Here is a 16,492-nt window from a genome sequence, read left to right as displayed (position 1 = left end):
ACAATAATTTACTGTGCAAGAAGCCCTTCCTCGGATAGGCCTTGCATGTCTCGCGTAGTTCCATACTTTTGTGTTCTTGGCTTAATAATCGATTTTCAAACGTTAAGGAAATTGGTAGCCATCTATGCCGGGTTCCGATGGCAGTCGGAATCCGGTTTTCTACCTAAAGCTGACGGTACGTGATTTTTCTACGTGGTCATAACTGGAAAAATTTAGTTTTTACATAATGTTGTCCCCCTTGGTCGTAAGGGCTTTACTGTTGTTCCCCGGGTTTCACGGTCACCTTGTTCCCGTTCACCTCGAATTGTACCCTTTGGGTAGCCTCCAGTGCTTTTAACAGCTTGCCGGCCTCTTCCCGCCGGGATATAACCCCTGTCAGGTCTATATCAGACACATCTCCCTGGTAGTTCACTTCGATGTCATACCAGCGCGACAGCTGCCGCATGATAGTCCGGATATTCGTGTTCCTGAACCGGAATTTGCCCTCTTTCCAGGCAAGCGTCTGTTCCATGTCAGCCGCGGCGATCACAAAATGATCATCTCTGGATGATAAGTTTGCCTGCAATCCTGGTTTTAACACACTGGAGTTGTTGCCGTGCTTTAGTTGCACTGCACCGTCCACCAGGGTGGTTTTGATGGCCTGTTCGTCCTGGTAGGCCATGATATTAAAGCTGGTGCCTAAAACATTCACCTGAACATCATTCACTTTTACCCGGAAAGGCATTTCAGCCTGTTGTGCGATCTCGAAGTAAGCCTCCCCGGTGATCTCCACAAGCCGTTCCCTGCCGGTAAAGGCAGTGGGGAACCGGATGCTGCTGGCTGCGTTCAGCCATACACGGCTGCCGTCTGCCAGGGTCAGTTGGTATTGGCCGCCATGAGGCGTCGCTACCGTATTGTACATCACTTCACTGGTTTGTCCCCCTGCATTATAGCTGAGGGCTCCGTTCCTGTTCATGATCTGCGTGTTGCCCTGTTGCGCCAGTGCCCCGTTATTGGCACTGTCCAGCGGTATAACTGTGCCATCTGCCAGCGTAAGCATAGCCCTGTCAGAGCCCGGCAGCAGAGGCCTGTGACGTATAGCTGCTACCGGGGCCGCCTGTTTGCCAGACTGGGACATATAAACACCGGTGGCAATCATGCCCGCAACTACGGCCGCTGCCAGTGAACCATATACTAATCTTCTGCGCCTTACAACCCTTAAGCGACGGGCATCCGCTTCGCCGGCCCGGAAAATACCGGTCAGCATGGCAGACGCTTCTTCCTCACCGAATGCCATATCAGGTGCTTTCCCGTATAATGTTTCCATTATATCGGCCTTGATAGCAGATGTATGGGCGTCGTCAGCGACTTCCTGCATCAGTTGGAGATATTCTTCCTCACTGATCTCGTTACGCTTATACTTATCAAGTAATCGCTTTATTTCAGCTATTGTCATAGACGATTAGTTTGGCACTGGGTTGATAGTAATAAAGACGACCGGCGGAAAAAAAAGGAGTATTGGGGCGTGAAATTTTTTTTGGAGATGATATTCAGTTAGTTAGATGGGGTTTTCATAGCCGGGGCGCTGTTATATATGGAGTTGCTCTTTCACAAAGCTCCTGACGGTTTGCATAGCCAGCTGCATTTGTTTCTTGACGGTATGGATGGAAATATTCATCCGGGCAGAGATCTCTTCGTTGCTTAAGCCCTCTTTCCGGGCGATATAGACCTTTTTACGTTCAGGGGGTAGGTTAGATACTACTTTATTCAGTAGATGGTCATATTGGCGTTCCTGGAGCCGGTGATCGGTATCATCTACAGCGCTGGGCTGGTGCAGGATGAAATGGTCCAGGGCTTTTACCTGGTTTGCCTGTTTTTTGAAACTGTCATATATATGATTGCGGGTGAGGATGAACAGATAGGCGGTCAGGTCTTCCACGGCGGGCATAGTTTCCCTCTTCAGCCATATTTTCAGAAAGACTTCCTGCACGACTTCCCGTGCTGGCGTAGTGTCTTTCAGATAAAGCATGGCCACGTTGAACACCTGTTTGCTGTAATGGTTAAATACAAGTGTGTATGCAGACTCGTCACCCCTGGCTATCTGCAGTAATAGTTTCCGCTCCTCCGGTAAGGATGAATTTGACAATTTACCTATCGTTTGAATGCTGGCGTAAAAGTAGGAACAAAAAATGAAATGGGCTCTGCCGTCCATAGATCTCTGGTACTCAATTATTATATTGTGGCTCAAACTGGAAATTACATTATGAGAAAGGTCTTAACGTTTTTATTACTGGGAACAGCACTGTACCTGCCCTCGGCAGCACAGAAACGGGCTGGTAATCCTATCGTACAGGGGTGGTATGCAGATCCCGAAGCAGCAATCTGGGGTAAAGAATATTGGGTATACCCCACGTACTCCGATAAATATGAGAAACAGGTATTTTTTGATGCTTTTTCCTCGCCGGATCTGGTAAAATGGACCAAACATCCTCATATTCTGGATACAGCGGCGGTAAAATGGGCTAAAAAAGCCATGTGGGCGCCGGCTATTGTAGAGAAAGATGGCAAATACTACTTTTTCTTTGCGGCTAATGATATCCAGAGTGATAATGAGGAGGGAGGCATAGGCGTTGCCGTGGCAGACAAACCAGGAGGTCCTTATAAAGATTACCTGGGTAAACCGTTGATCGATAAATTCCATAACAAGGCACAACCAATAGACCAGTTCGTTTTCCGGGACAAGGACGGACAACACTATATTATATACGGCGGATGGCGCCATTGCAACATTGCGAAACTGAATCCTGATTTTAAGGGATTTACTCCTTTTGAAGACGGTAATACCTTTAAAGAAATCACTCCGGCTGGTTATGTGGAAGGACCGTTCATGTTCATCCGTAATGGGAAATACTACTTCATGTGGTCAGAAGGAGGATGGGGCGGCCCACATTATTCCGTTGCCTATGCCATCGCCGATTCCCCGACAGGGCCTTTTAAACGTATAGACAAGATCCTTCAGCAGGATACCTCGGTAGCGACCGGTGCAGGCCACCATTCCGTGATCAACGTACCCGGCACTGACCGGTGGTATATCGTTTACCATAGGCGTCCGCTCACGGAAACGGCAGCCAATAACAGGGTAGTGTGTATAGATGAAATGCATTTTGATGAAAATGGGCTGATTGTTCCTGTAAAGATCACAAAGGAAGGAGTGAAGAAAGATAAACTGAAGTAAATCATACGGAAACGAATATTGAAAAGTGGCTGCCGACCCGGTAGTCACTTTTTTTTTGATAACTGATTAGTTCATAGAGACAAAATCACACCAGCGGTCAAGGTAAAATACTATCAGATGAACATATTGGTGAAATCAAGTGTTATAAATATGCTAAAACGGTTTACATACGATCAGGAGTTGTTAAAAAAGTATTTGTTTTAGCGGCCATTTGGTTATAATTATGTAGAACGCATTTGTTATTGTATGAAATGTTAAATTTGAGTACATTCAATGTTAAGAGCCGTAAACGAGAGAGCGTGAAAAAGGGCGGTAATCAGCAAATCAGTTATGAAATCAGGCGGAAATGCCAACCTTCCATGTAGGGAAACTTGTCATTTATAGAATTTTTGAAACAAACATGAACAGTGAATTGTATTACTCGTAAGAGTAAGGCAACTTTGGAACTAAAACTATTGAACCGTTACTATTGAACAATTTTCTTCGAAGCCAAAATTATAACTACTAGAGTCAATCAGATTGCTAAAGTGGAGTAGGACAATGAACAATTATTTTATCACTTCAAATCACTAATGAGTCTTTACTGGCTATTTGCCGGATGACATCTGCATGTGTGCGTGTAACGGGGAACAAGTCCCTGTTACATCACAGTGAATAAGCCGGGGGAAAGTCCAACTGAAATCAAAAATCAAAACTTAATGGAATCATAAACAATGCTATGCAAATAGCATAAGGGGAAAGTATTTTCTAACAACAACCAAATATAACAGTATCGAGCAATGAAACGAAACATTGTCGCATGGCGACCAGACCTTCTATGCCTTCAAGTGTCAAGCACTTGTCTATTCTCTAACCAAAAACTAAATCGATAATGAGACATCTACGTTTGCTGGTTGTTGCGATGCTACTCTCCACAGTAGCATTTGCTCAAACAAGGCAGGTACAGGGAACTGTTAAAGATTCAAAAAGTGGAGCCCCTCTGGGTTCCGTGAGTGTTAAAGTGCAAGGAAAGAACATCTTTGCAATTACTGGTGCTGATGGTGCATTTACCCTGAAAAATGTGCCTGAAGGAGAAATTACACTGGAAACTTCACTGATAGGTTATACATCAAAAGGCGTCAAAGTCGCCCCCGGTCAAACATCTGTTGATTTCACCATGGAGGAGTCCTCTTCTCAGTTAGGTGAAGTAACGGTAACAGCATTGGGTATATCAAAAGAGTCCAAAAAGTTGGGTTACTCTGTTACCAAAGTGGACGGAGCATCGCTCACACAGGCGCGTGAAACCAACGTTGCTTATTCCCTCGGTGGCCGCGTGGCGGGTCTGAGCGTAAGTGGTACCAATGGTGGTCCCGGTTCTTCTGCACGTGTGCTGTTAAGAGGTATGGCCAGCTTTGGCGCCAGCAGTCCGCTGTACGTTATCAACGGTATTCCGATGGATAACTCACAGAGAGGTGCTGCCGGTGAGTGGGGTGGTTCCGACAATGGTGATGGTATATCCAACATCAACCCCGACGATATTGAAAGCATGACTGTACTGAAAGGTGCTTCTGCTTCTGCATTGTACGGTACCCGTGCTACCAACGGTGTAATCCTCATCACTACCAAGAGTGGTAAGAAAGGCACTATGCAGGTGGAATATAACATGAACTATACGCTGGATAAAGCGATCGATTATACTGAGTACCAGTACGAATACGGCCAGGGGCAACATGGTGCAAAACCTGTTAACGCTACCGATGCCTTGATCAGCACCCGTTTGAGCTGGGGCTCCAGACTGGACGGATCAATGACGCCACAGTTTGATGGTAAGTCATATGCCTATTCTGCTGTAGATGATAATATCAGCCGCTTTTACAGAACTGGGCCAAGTTTTACAAATACGATTGCGGTTTCCGGTGGTGGAGAAAGAGGTGTTTTCCGTGTATCCGCTTCCTCCCTGGACAATCATTCCATCTTAAGGAACAGTGGCTTGAAACGTAAGACCTTCAACCTGAACCTCGAACAGAATGTAACCACTAAACTGAAAATAAGTGCACTGGTAAACTACATTGATGACAAGTCCCAGAACCGTCCGCAGTTGAGTGATGGTCCGCTGAATGCGAACAATGGTATCTTCCTCGCTACAAACATCGATGAGGATATCCTGAAGCCAGGCTTCGATCCCAACAACAATGGACGGGAGATAGTATGGAATGATGATAACTTTGTAACAAACCCATGGTTTGTTGTGAACCAGTATGTCAATAACATCGACAGGAGACGCTGGATCTCTGCACTGACTGCCCGTTATGATTTCTTTGACTTTTTATATGCGCAGGCACGTATTGGTTATGACAACATCAATGACAGGAAATTCAGAGTAACCCCATGGGGTACTGCCTACTCTACCAGCACGCTGCCAAATGGTACACTCGTGAGTGGCGACATGGACCTGCGTAACGAACAAACCACTGAAATGAACGCAGATGGTTTGATCGGTTTCAAGAAGAACATTGTAGAAGATCTGCAGCTCGACCTGGCAGTGGGTGGTAACCTGCGTAGAAGGACCTGGGAGATGGTTGGAGTAGCCGGTAACCAGATGATTATACCATATGTTTATGCGTTCAACAACGTAACCAATTTTAGCAGGAACTATGACTATGAAGCAAGAGAATCACAATCAGCGTACTACACTGCGGACTTCTCTTACAAAGGTTTCCTGACCATTGGAACAACCGGCCGTTACGATACTTACTCTACGTTGCCAGCCAATAACAGAAGCATCTTTGTACCATCCGTGTCCGGTAGCTTTATCTTCTCAGAACTGGTGAACATTCCTAAGCTGAACTATGGTAAGTTACGTGCTTCCTGGGCAAACGCCAGTGGTGAACCTGTTGATGCTTATACAGACAGATCTTACTATAGTGTTGGTAGCACGATCGGCGGTGTCAGCACGGGAGAATTCCCAACTACACTGCCCAACCTGTTCCTGAAACCATTCACGCTGAAGGAATTGGAAGCAGGTCTGGAACTGAAATTCTTCAATAACAGGTTAGGTATTGACCTTGCTTATTTCCATCGTAAAACGAAGAATGAAATTATCCAGGGTACCATCTCTCCAGCTACCGGATATGACAGGGCATATTTCGGAACCGGCTCTACGCAGAACACAGGTTTTGAAGCTGCTATAAACGGTACGATCGTTTCTACATCCAACTTTACCTGGAATGCATCTGTGAATGGAACCTATATTAAGAATAAGATCCTTGATATCTACGGTGCAAACAGTTCCAGTACCGTGCTGACACTGGGTACTTACCGTCCGCTGAATGCCAACACCGCCCTGGTGAAAGGTATGGCTGGTCCGCAGATCCTGGCATACGACTTCAAACGTAATGACAAAGGAGAAGTGCTGCTGGATGCTTCCGGTCTGCCACAGAACGATGGTGTGCTCAGACCAATGGGTAGTGTGCTGCCAAAGTTCTTCGGTGGTATTAATAACGAATTCTCTTTTAAAGGCTTCAACCTGTCATTCTTAATTGATGGAAAGTTTGGTCACAAACTGCTGTCTGCTACGAAAGACTACGCCGTATTCCGTGGCCTGGATAAAATGACGCTGGAAGGCAGGGAATCAGGTATAGTAGCTGATGGTATCATTGAAAGTACAGGGTTGAGAAATACGATCAATGTAGATGCGCAAACCTATTATCAGGCATATGCGAATAAGATCTCTAAGAATAGTGTACTGGACGCTGATTTTATCAAACTGCGCCAGGTGACATTGGGCTATACGCTGGGCAGCAGGATGTTGGGTAGACTGCCTTTTGAGTCTATCGGTATCTCCCTTGTAGCACGTAATCTGCTTACCCTCATGCGGAATTCTGATAACGTGGATCCTGAAGCCGGATTTTCTTCACTCATTAACTATGCAGGTATCGAAGGTACAAGCTTGCCAAGTACACGTACCTACGGTGTGAACGTGAATGTCAAATTTAAAAAATAATGAACATGAAAAAAGGTTTGCTATATATAGCGCTGGGTCTGACACTGTTCTCATCAGGTTGTACCCACGATTTTGATGAAATTAACACCGATCCGATTTCTGTAGATGGGGGTAGATATCTTCCCAATCTGTTACTTGCGAGAGCACAGTATAGCTATGCTAACAAAGGCTATGCACAGTTGCTGTTCCAGAGCATGTGGCCCCAGTTGTTATCTTCTACCTATAATTACTACAGTAACGGCGATAAATACGTGGCATCATCCGGTATAATAGGTTATCAGAACCAGCTTTGGATCGATGATTACCGGGCTGCAAGTCTTGCTGCAGAAATGACCACACTGGCTAATGAAAAGCAATTGTCCAACCTCGCCAATGTCGGCATCATAATGAAGATCCTCATTATGCAGCACATAACAGACTGTTATGGTGACGTTCCCTATTCCGAAGCACTATCTGGTAAATCCGGCGTATTTACACCGAAGTACGATACACAGGAAGAAATTTATACTTCCATGCTGACGGAACTGGAAACTGCCATCAATGCGCTGGATGTAGCCGGAGACCAACTTTCCTCAGATCTCTTCTATGGCGGTGACATTGATAAATGGAAGAAATTTGGTTATTCACTGATGCTGCGTTCTGCCATGCGCTTAGTGAAGGTCAATCCTACCCTGGCGCGTCAATATGCTGAGAAAGCTGCTGCGGGTGGCACCTTTGAAGGTATTGCCGACAATGCTTACGGCCGTACTGATAACTCTACCGGTAATGGTAATGGTACAAGCGGTGCCCTGCTGGTTACTGAAGACTACAGGGAAGTAAAATGGTCTAAACGCCTGATAGACTATCTGCGTGTTAATAACGACCCCCGCCTCGGCGTGGTAGCTGAAGTGCCACCAGCTGGTCTCAAAAATGGTACAAACAGCTCATTGGCCGGGAACAGGGATTCCAGCGTACAGATTGGCATGCCCAATGGCTACGATCTGCTCGGCGGAGCTACCGATATCACTAAAAGGCCGGATTATCCCGGAAGTACAGGCGCGGCTGGCGATGTATACCTTTTGGGTAAATATTCCCGTCCTACCACAGCTGTGTATCTCGACAGGAGTGCTCCGGAATTTGTGCTGACCTATGCTGAAACAGAACTGTTGCTGGCAGAAGCATCTGTACGTGGCTGGACAATACCAGGTACTGCCGCTGAGCACTACAGGAATGCCGTTTCAGCTGCATTGCAGTCACTGGCTACCTTCAGCCCCGCCGCTGCGATCAGTGCAGCAACCGCCGATGCATATGCTGCTTCGCATCCGCTGGATGTTAGTTCAACAGAAGCTTCTCTGAAGATGATCAACGAACAATACTGGGCAACCAATGGAACGCTGTTTAACTTTATTGAAGCGTGGATTAACTGGAGAAGATCAGGTTATCCGGTGCTGACTCCTGTTAATTACCAGGGTAATTTTACCGGTGGTACTATACCAAGGAGGATTGCTTACCATTCAACAGAAGGGTCTACTAATCCTACTAATTACCAGGCTGCGGTAGGTCGCCTAGATAAGGGAGATACCTATACTTCCAGAGTATGGTGGGATGTTCCATAATGTAACTATTGAACTTATGCTAATGCGACCCTTAGTGGTCGCATTAGCTTTTATTCCGAGAGAGTTCCTCTGTAAAAAAGTATTCGATGATCAGCAATTCCACAGCAGGACACCAATGCAATCAATACCTGATGAAAAAAATTAGTATCCCTGCTATTTTTCTGTTGTTAACTATTGCAGCTTCCCGTACAGTAGCCCAGCAGCCGTTATTCCAGCTATTGGCTTCCAAAACGACCGGCATCAAATTCAGTAATGCATTGAACGAAACCGAAAAACTGAATGTACTGGCCTACGAATATTTCTATAATGGTGGCGGTGTGGCCGTAGGAGATATTAACAATGATGGTCTGCAGGACCTGTTCTTTACCGCAAACATGACTCCCAATAAACTTTATCTCAACAAAGGCAACATGCGGTTTGCCGATATTACCAAAGAGGCAGGAAAAGGATTGGAAGGAAAGCCTGATGGCTGGAAGACCGGCGTTACCATGGCCGATGTGAATGGAGATGGCCTGCTCGATATTTATGTATGTTACTCCGGTAAAAAGGGAGATGAACTGCGCAGGAACCAGTTATTTATTAACGAGGGCAATGCGAAGTTTGCAGAAAAGGCAAAGGAGTATGGCCTGGATGATCCCGGATATAGTACCACCGCTGTTTTCTTTGATATGGATAATGATGGTGATCTCGATATGTTCCTGCTGAACCACAACGTTATCAAGATTGATAACATGGAGTTTACCCGGTTCCGCAATGAAACAGATTCACTGGCCGGCAATAAACTGTACAGGAATGACGGGAATCATTTCGCCGAAATATCAAAACAGGCAGGTATCATCCAGAATCCGCTGACCTTCGGACTGGGGGTCGCAATAGCGGATATCAACAAAGACGGCTGGCAGGATATTTATGTCACCAACGATTACAATGAACGTGATTACCTCTATATAAATAAACATGATGGCACCTTCGCAGAAGATGCTACCAACTGCTTTGGTCACCTTTCTCAGTTCTCCATGGGAGTTGACATCGCGGACTTTAACAACGACGCCCTGCCGGATGTCATGACCCTGGACATGCTGCCGGAAGACAATCAACGTCAGAAGCTGCTGCAGTTACAGGAAAACTATGAGTCCTTTGAACTGATGATTTCACAGGACCTCTACAAGCAGTACATGCGCAATATGTTACAGTTGAATAATGGCGACGGTACTTTCAGTGAAATAGGACAGCTGGCAGGCGTATCTAATACCGACTGGAGCTGGTGCCCGCTTATTGCCGACCTGGATAATGATGGTTACAAGGACATTTTTGTTACTAATGGGTACCTGCGCGATTATACCAATAAGGATTTCCTGCGTTATTGGGGAGACTACAAGGTAAAAAAGGCTATTGACCGCGAACCCGTGCTGCTGATGGACCTTATTGCTGCTATGCCGTCAACATCTTTACAGAACTACATCTTTAAAAATAATAGGGACCTCACATTCACAAACATGCGGAACGAATGGGGACTGGATGCCGGAGGCATTTCCAGTGGTGCAGTATATGCGGATCTTGATAACGACGGTGACCTTGACCTGGTGGTCAACAAGATCAATGAAACAGCCGCGATATACCAGAATATGAGCCGCGAACAAAACAAGAGGCCCTATCTGGCTGTTAAACTAAAAGGAAACAATAAAAATACCGGCGCTATAGGCGCGAAAGTGTACGTCTACAGCAAAGGTTTGAAACAATATCTGGAGGTCAATCCAAACAGGGGTTATCTGTCCGCCGTATCCACCCAGTTGTTATTCGGCCTGGGTGATGATACGCGGGCAGACTCTGTTTGTATCATCTGGCCCGACGGTAAAACACAACACCTGAAAGATGTTACTGCTAACCAACTGCTGACTGTCTCTTATGCCCCTGATGGAGGGCCAGCGCATAATACAATGCAGGCGCCTGCCAACACCTACTTCAGCAATGCAGACAGTCTCTTTACCTACAAACATGCCGACCTCTCCGGAAATGATTTCAAGCGCCAGCTACTGATGATGTTCATGTACTCCAGAACCGGTCCGGTGTTTGAAAAGGCGGATGTGAATAAGGACGGATTGGAAGATCTGTTCATCGGAGGGGATAGTGAACAGCCGGCAAGGATCTACTTTCAGAAACCGGGTGGAGGATTTGTAATGGGCACAAAAGTCGTCCCTGGCAGTGATATGCCGTCACAGGTGGCTGCAGCTGCTTTCTTTGACGCTAACGGCGATGGTGCTCCCGATCTGTATGTAGCAAAGGGTGGATATGGCCTTTTTGAGCCCAATACGACCGCTTTGCAGGATGAGCTGTATCTCAACAACGGCAAGGGGAATTTCTCTCTTTTAAAGGACGCTTTGCCCAATGTAAGCGCTAGCAGTAAATCATGCGTACGGCCCTGCGATGTTGACAATGATGGCGATATCGACGTCTTTGTAGGGGGGCGTGTTATTCCCGGCAAGTATCCGACGCCACCGGTATCATATTTATTGATGAATGACGGAAAGGGCCAGTTTAGTGCAGCAACGATTCCTTTCACTACTGCGGGCATGATCACCGATGCCCGCTGGACAGACATTGACAAAGATGGCAGAAAAGACCTGGTGACCTGTGGTGAGTTCATGCCTGTGATGGTTTTTGCCAATAAACAGGATGGATTCAAGGATGTAACAGCGCAGTATTTTGATCAGCCGCAAACAGGCCTTTGGTTTGGTTTAACAATGGCTGATGTGGACGGGGATGGACAGGAAGATATTATTGCGGGCAACCTGGGACAGAACACTCAGATACATGCCTCTGTAAAACAACCGGCGGAACTCTACTATGCCGACTTCGATAAAAATGGTTCTATTGATCCCTTCCTGAACTTCTACATTGAAGGCGTAAGTTATCCCTTTGTAAGCCGTGATGAACTCAATGAACAGATCTATCCCATGCGCCGCAAGTTCTCTTCTTACCGCAATTACTCCAACGCTACAATGAAAGACATTTTCTCTGCGGAAGAACTGAGCCAGGCCGGGAAATTGACCGCTGTGGAAACAAAGACATCCTGCTTTTTATACCGCAATGGAAAGTTTGTATCAACGGCGCTGCCTGTAGAAGCACAATTCTCGGTTGTGTCCAGGATCCTTCCTGCGGATTATGACAAGGATGGAAAGCTGGATCTGCTGCTGCTGGGTAACCAATGCGATAACCGGCTTAAACTGGGCAGCTTTGATGCTGGTTACGGCTGCCTGTTAAAAGGCGATGGCAAGGGAAATTTCAGCTACATCTCACAGCCGGCTTCCGGCCTTTGCGTGAAGGGAGATGTGAAATCGGCGACTGTCATGAATCTGGGTAATAAACCATATGTCATGATAGGTGTAAATAATAAGGGGATCACCCTGTTTAAAGTGAACTAAGTATGAAACGATTAACGGTCCTCCTGCTATTTGTATGTCAGTTTGGATACACACAACAATATAAAACCGGCTTAACAGACTATATACAGCCGGCAGTCTTTTCACTGTCAATGGTCATGATGCATGACGTAGTAAATCCCCCAGCCGCATGCCGTTTCTATAGCTACGCAATGATGTCAGCTTATAGCATCGTAGCAGCACATAACAAGCAGGTCCCTGATGCAGCTGCATTCATCAGATCATATCCCGGCATTGCTGTTCATGATGGCGGACGTAAGTACGATTATCGCATAGCTGCTGTGTACAGCATACTGGAAACTGGTAAACTGATGTTGCCCTCAGGATTTATGCTGGAAAAAGATGAGGAGAAGTTGTTACTTCTATTTAAGAAAGATAAAGTACCAGATAGTATTATCCGCAATTCTGTTGCTGTTGCAGAAGATATTGCCAGACAAACCGTGCAGTGGTCGCGTCCGGATGGTTATGGAAAGCTCAGCACGCTGGTACGTTATACACCGATGAAGGGGGAAGGGTACTGGTATCCTACACCACCGGCATATATTGAAGCCGTGGAGCCGCATTGGAAAACCATAAGGCCCATGATCATAGATTCCTGCAACCAATTTGTGCCGGCCGATCCGGTGCCTTTCAGCAAGGACACTGCAAGTGCTTTTTATGCATTGAATAAGGAAGTGTTTCATGCCGGTATGAATCTCAATACGGAACAGCGGGTTATTGCTTCATTCTGGGATTGCAACCCCTTTGCTGTAAGTACTTATGGACATATGGCCATCGGTTTTAAGAAGATCACGCCGGGAGGCCACTGGATGAATATAGCGGGTATTGCAGCCCGCAAGGCTCAGCTGGATTTCGATAAGACAGTGCTGCTGCATTCGGTAGCTGCAGTAACCATGATGGATGCATTCATCAGCTGTTGGGACGCAAAGTTCCTTTCTAACCGCATTCGTCCGGAAACCTACATCAACCGTTATATAGATGTGAAATGGAAACCCTTGCTGCAAACGCCTCCATTCCCTGAATATACCAGTGGCCATAGCGTGGTATCTTCTGCCGTGGCCACCGTGCTGACTTATATGCTGGGCGATAATTTCGCCTATGAAGACAACTCCGAGGAGATGTTTGAGATTCCCGCACGTAAATTCACCTCCTTCCTGGCCGCATCGCGGGAAGCAGCCATTTCCCGTTTATATGGGGGGATTCATTATCGTGATGCCATTGACAATGGTGTAGCCCAGGGATATAAGGTAGGAGAGAAGGTACTGGAAAAGATTAAAGCTGCCGGTATTAGACCGGTGTATGGCGGTAGTATGTAAAATCTTTTGAGGTATATTTGGGGCTAACGTCATTAATGATCGGTTATGTTGCCCGAAATAAAAATCCAGAAGGAAGAGATCCTGTCAGACAATTGGTATATACTCCGCAAATTTACCTACGATTTTAAGCTGAAAAACGGTAGCTGGCAAACCCAGACCCGTGAAGCGTATGACCGCGGGAATGGGGCTGTAATTCTCTTGTATAACACAGAACAAAAGTCGGTTATCCTGACCCGCCAGTTCCGTCTGCCATCTTTTGTAAACGGTAATCCCTCCGGTATGCTGATCGAAGCCTGTGCGGGTTTGCTGGATAAGGATAGTCCCGAGGACTGCATCCGCAGGGAGGTGGAAGAAGAAACCGGGTACAAAGTGTCTCATGTCCGTAAGATATTCGAAGCTTATATGTCGCCGGGCTCGGTTACTGAGATCCTTTATTTCTTTATCGCCGAGTACGCTGCAAGTATGAAAGTGCACGACGGCGGCGGTGTGGAGCACGAACAGGAGGAAATAGAAGTGTTGGAGATCCCCTTTGAAAAGGCGCTTGCCATGATAGACGATGGCGGGATCAAAGATGCCAAAACCATTATGTTGCTGCAGCACCTGCGACTGAAAGGGATATTGTAGTAAGGTGTTGAAGATCAGTTTGTTGGGTCTTTGATGCTATTACTTTCTCTGTATCAGGTCTTGATGATGCCATTTTTTGCCCGTAGCTTTGCGGCTCTAAAGGGAATAAAGGGAAATAATGGGAAAAAAGACAAAGCGGCATCTCCGCAGGGTGAGGTATGTCTTGTACAAGGAAACATTGCTTGACTTCAGGGAACACTTGTGGACTTTCCTGGGCGCATTTACCGGTATCGGGTTGATTGGACTGCTGCAAAGTAACTTTTTATCCCCCACAGATAATTTATTCCTCATCGGCTCCTTCGGAGCATCCTCCGTACTCATTTATGGCATCATAAACAGTCCCCTTGCCCAGCCCAGAAACCTGGTGGGAGGGCACCTGATCTGCGCTCTTGTAGGTGTTACCATTCATAAACTGATACCCGGCGAGTTGTGGCTGGCCGCCGCGCTGTCGGTGGCTTTGTCTATTGTATTGATGCAGATCACAAAAACACTCCATCCACCCGGAGGCGCTACAGCCCTGATCGCTAATATCGGGTCAGAGAAGATCAAAGCTATGGGATACCTATATGTATTAAGCCCTGTGTTAACTGGTGTACTGATCCTGCTGATGGTAGCCCTGATCTTTAATAACGTAACTTCTCACAGAAAATATCCACAGCATCGGATCTGGCATACTACACGAAGAAGGCGTGCGCATTGAACCAAACCGCGTTGTGAATCCGGAGAAATAATGTATGGGGTAAGGTCAGGGAATGAACAAAATGAACAGAGGCGTGAATAATGGTTAGGAATGACCAGAGAATGAATGGAAATAGTATTAATTTTATCTCATTCTCAATAACCATACAAGAAATCCAATGAAAAACGCCTTTCCCCGTTTCCACAACAGTTTCTTTGCCCTTATTATTGTTCTGCTTGGCTTCACCGTAGTGAGTTGCTCGAAAGATGACGACGATGTAACGCCCACGCCAGACTTGAACGCGTTGTACAATCAATCCATTAAAGATGCGATGGTTGATAATGGTTCGGAAGCAATAGATAGCCTTTGGCCTATTGCAGCAAGCAATCCTAATTTGCAATGGAAAACCATCAACGGACAAAACTATGTACTGATGGCCACCTTTATGCGGTATCCGGAAAGTTATCCTGTGGGAGACTCCATTACTACTACCTGGGGGGATAGCTGGTTTTTTATCCCAACTCAGATGCTACGCAAACTAGGCCCGGTTTTCACGCCGACCTCAGATACAATTCAGCGTATCAGCCAGCTGTTGGGACTTCCACCGGTAAATAGCAAGAGTAATACACATATCGCCCAGATATGGGTGCACGCAGAAAGGCTCTTCCGTCCGGCAGGAGACAATTCCATTACAACTACTACCACGGGTTCAACACTGGTAAGCACAGTTTCTGATGAATACCGCTTATGGTTTAATAATAATATTATTTACTCCTACTACCGTCCGATTAATGCCGCCACAGATTACTATTATCCGTGGACAAGGCTCGGCTATACGTTTGACTGGGCGCCAGGAGCAAACAGGGTAGGCCTGAGTGAGTATGTACTGAAAGCAAGTTCGGGCTGCTGGGTGGAAAATACCACCACCGCTGCCGGCTTTTTCCAATAATCAGAGGTCAGTCGATTCGTATAGTAAAGAAAAGGAGTTGTCTCATTAATTGAGGCAACTCCTCTTTTGCCCCATACAGTATCTGAAATAGTTTGTACTGTATACGGTGCCTGGTATTAATTAGCTTCTGTATACTTCTTAAAATTATCCAGGATAGCCTGCCAGCCACTCTGCTGCATTTCAACAGAATGTGTTTCTTCTGCTTCGAAAGTCTCTACGATCTTGGTGGCATCGCCTATGCTGCTGAAAAGGATGCTCACCTTTCTTTCATCACCCAGGGTATACTCGATCAGCTTATGTTCTTTCACCTGTGTATACACGCCGCCAAAGTCAAAACTGAAACTACCATCTTTAGCTGCCATAGTAGTGCTGAATTTACCACCCGTCCGCAGGTCATTTTCAGAAGCAGGTACATGCCAGTCATCTGAAGCAAAAGCCCATTTCTTAATATGTTCAGGCTGGTTCCAGTATTCCCATACTTTTGCTACTGGCGCCTGAACGGTGGTTTCTACGGTAATTGCGGTTTTAGCGGTTGTTGTCATATCAGAGAGTTTTTAATTGATTTATTTGTTGTTGTTAACGATACAAACTTACGACGGGAGGTTTATAGCGAAGAGGGGTGAAAAAGACAAAGAAGAGGCGATTTACGACCTCCTTATTTGTGAGTAGAGTTAAGGAAATATTATGAGTATA

General features: G+C 46.1%; 11 protein-coding genes. 8 read left to right on the top strand and 3 right to left on the bottom strand.

Features of this window, described 5'->3' with window-relative positions:
• Positions 1–253 precede the first annotated feature (253 nt).
• A complete protein-coding gene (locus tag L3C95_RS12545; RefSeq protein WP_236387561.1) occupies positions 254–1,435 on the bottom strand; it encodes a FecR family protein in 1,182 nt (393 codons plus the stop codon).
• Positions 1,436–1,567: 132 nt separating this feature from the next.
• The gene (locus tag L3C95_RS12540) at positions 1,568–2,125 is read right to left on the bottom strand and encodes an RNA polymerase sigma factor (RefSeq protein WP_236387559.1); all 558 of its coding nucleotides are present in this window, start codon (positions 2,123–2,125) and stop codon (positions 1,568–1,570) included.
• 117 nt (positions 2,126–2,242) lie between these two features.
• Between L3C95_RS12540 and L3C95_RS12535 the strand changes: the two genes are divergently transcribed.
• From L3C95_RS12535 to L3C95_RS12500, 8 genes are all read left to right on the top strand, one after another.
• The gene (locus L3C95_RS12535) at positions 2,243–3,214 is read left to right on the top strand and encodes a glycoside hydrolase family 43 protein (RefSeq protein WP_236387557.1); all 972 of its coding nucleotides are present in this window, start codon (positions 2,243–2,245) and stop codon (positions 3,212–3,214) included.
• Between the two features lie 871 nt (positions 3,215–4,085).
• The gene (locus tag L3C95_RS12530) at positions 4,086–7,196 is read left to right on the top strand and encodes a SusC/RagA family TonB-linked outer membrane protein (RefSeq protein ID WP_236387556.1); all 3,111 of its coding nucleotides are present in this window, start codon (positions 4,086–4,088) and stop codon (positions 7,194–7,196) included.
• Between the two features lie 5 nt (positions 7,197–7,201).
• Positions 7,202–8,791: a SusD/RagB family nutrient-binding outer membrane lipoprotein gene (locus L3C95_RS12525; RefSeq protein WP_236387554.1), complete on the top strand. Its 1,590-nt coding sequence runs from the start codon at positions 7,202–7,204 to the stop codon at positions 8,789–8,791.
• 131 nt (positions 8,792–8,922) lie between these two features.
• The gene (locus L3C95_RS12520; protein WP_236387552.1) at positions 8,923–12,213 is read left to right on the top strand and encodes a VCBS repeat-containing protein; all 3,291 of its coding nucleotides are present in this window, start codon (positions 8,923–8,925) and stop codon (positions 12,211–12,213) included.
• A 2-nt stretch (positions 12,214–12,215) separates the two neighbouring features.
• Positions 12,216–13,547: a vanadium-dependent haloperoxidase gene (locus tag L3C95_RS12515; RefSeq protein WP_236387550.1), complete on the top strand. Its 1,332-nt coding sequence runs from the start codon at positions 12,216–12,218 to the stop codon at positions 13,545–13,547.
• 45 nt (positions 13,548–13,592) lie between these two features.
• Complete coding sequence (gene nudK / locus L3C95_RS12510) at positions 13,593–14,171, top strand: GDP-mannose pyrophosphatase NudK (protein WP_236387548.1); 579 nt, start codon at positions 13,593–13,595, stop codon at positions 14,169–14,171.
• Between the two features lie 118 nt (positions 14,172–14,289).
• Positions 14,290–14,871 carry an HPP family protein gene (locus tag L3C95_RS12505; protein ID WP_236387546.1) on the top strand — a complete coding sequence of 194 codons (582 nt, stop codon included), beginning with the start codon at positions 14,290–14,292 and terminating at the stop codon, positions 14,869–14,871.
• Positions 14,872–15,028: 157 nt separating this feature from the next.
• The gene (locus tag L3C95_RS12500; protein ID WP_236387544.1) at positions 15,029–15,799 is read left to right on the top strand and encodes a hypothetical protein; all 771 of its coding nucleotides are present in this window, start codon (positions 15,029–15,031) and stop codon (positions 15,797–15,799) included.
• Positions 15,800–15,915: 116 nt separating this feature from the next.
• On the opposite strand, the gene L3C95_RS12495 is transcribed toward L3C95_RS12500, so the two are convergent.
• Positions 15,916–16,341, bottom strand: a complete 426-nt coding sequence (locus L3C95_RS12495) for an SRPBCC family protein (protein WP_236387542.1) — start codon at positions 16,339–16,341, stop codon at positions 15,916–15,918.
• Positions 16,342–16,492: the final 151 nt, after the last annotated feature.

Source organism: Chitinophaga filiformis (genome assembly GCF_021646545.1).
Classification (GTDB): Bacteria; Bacteroidota; Bacteroidia; order Chitinophagales; family Chitinophagaceae; genus Chitinophaga; species Chitinophaga filiformis_A.
Note: the sequence above shows the minus strand (reverse complement) of the source record. Positions and strands in the feature narration are given on the sequence as shown.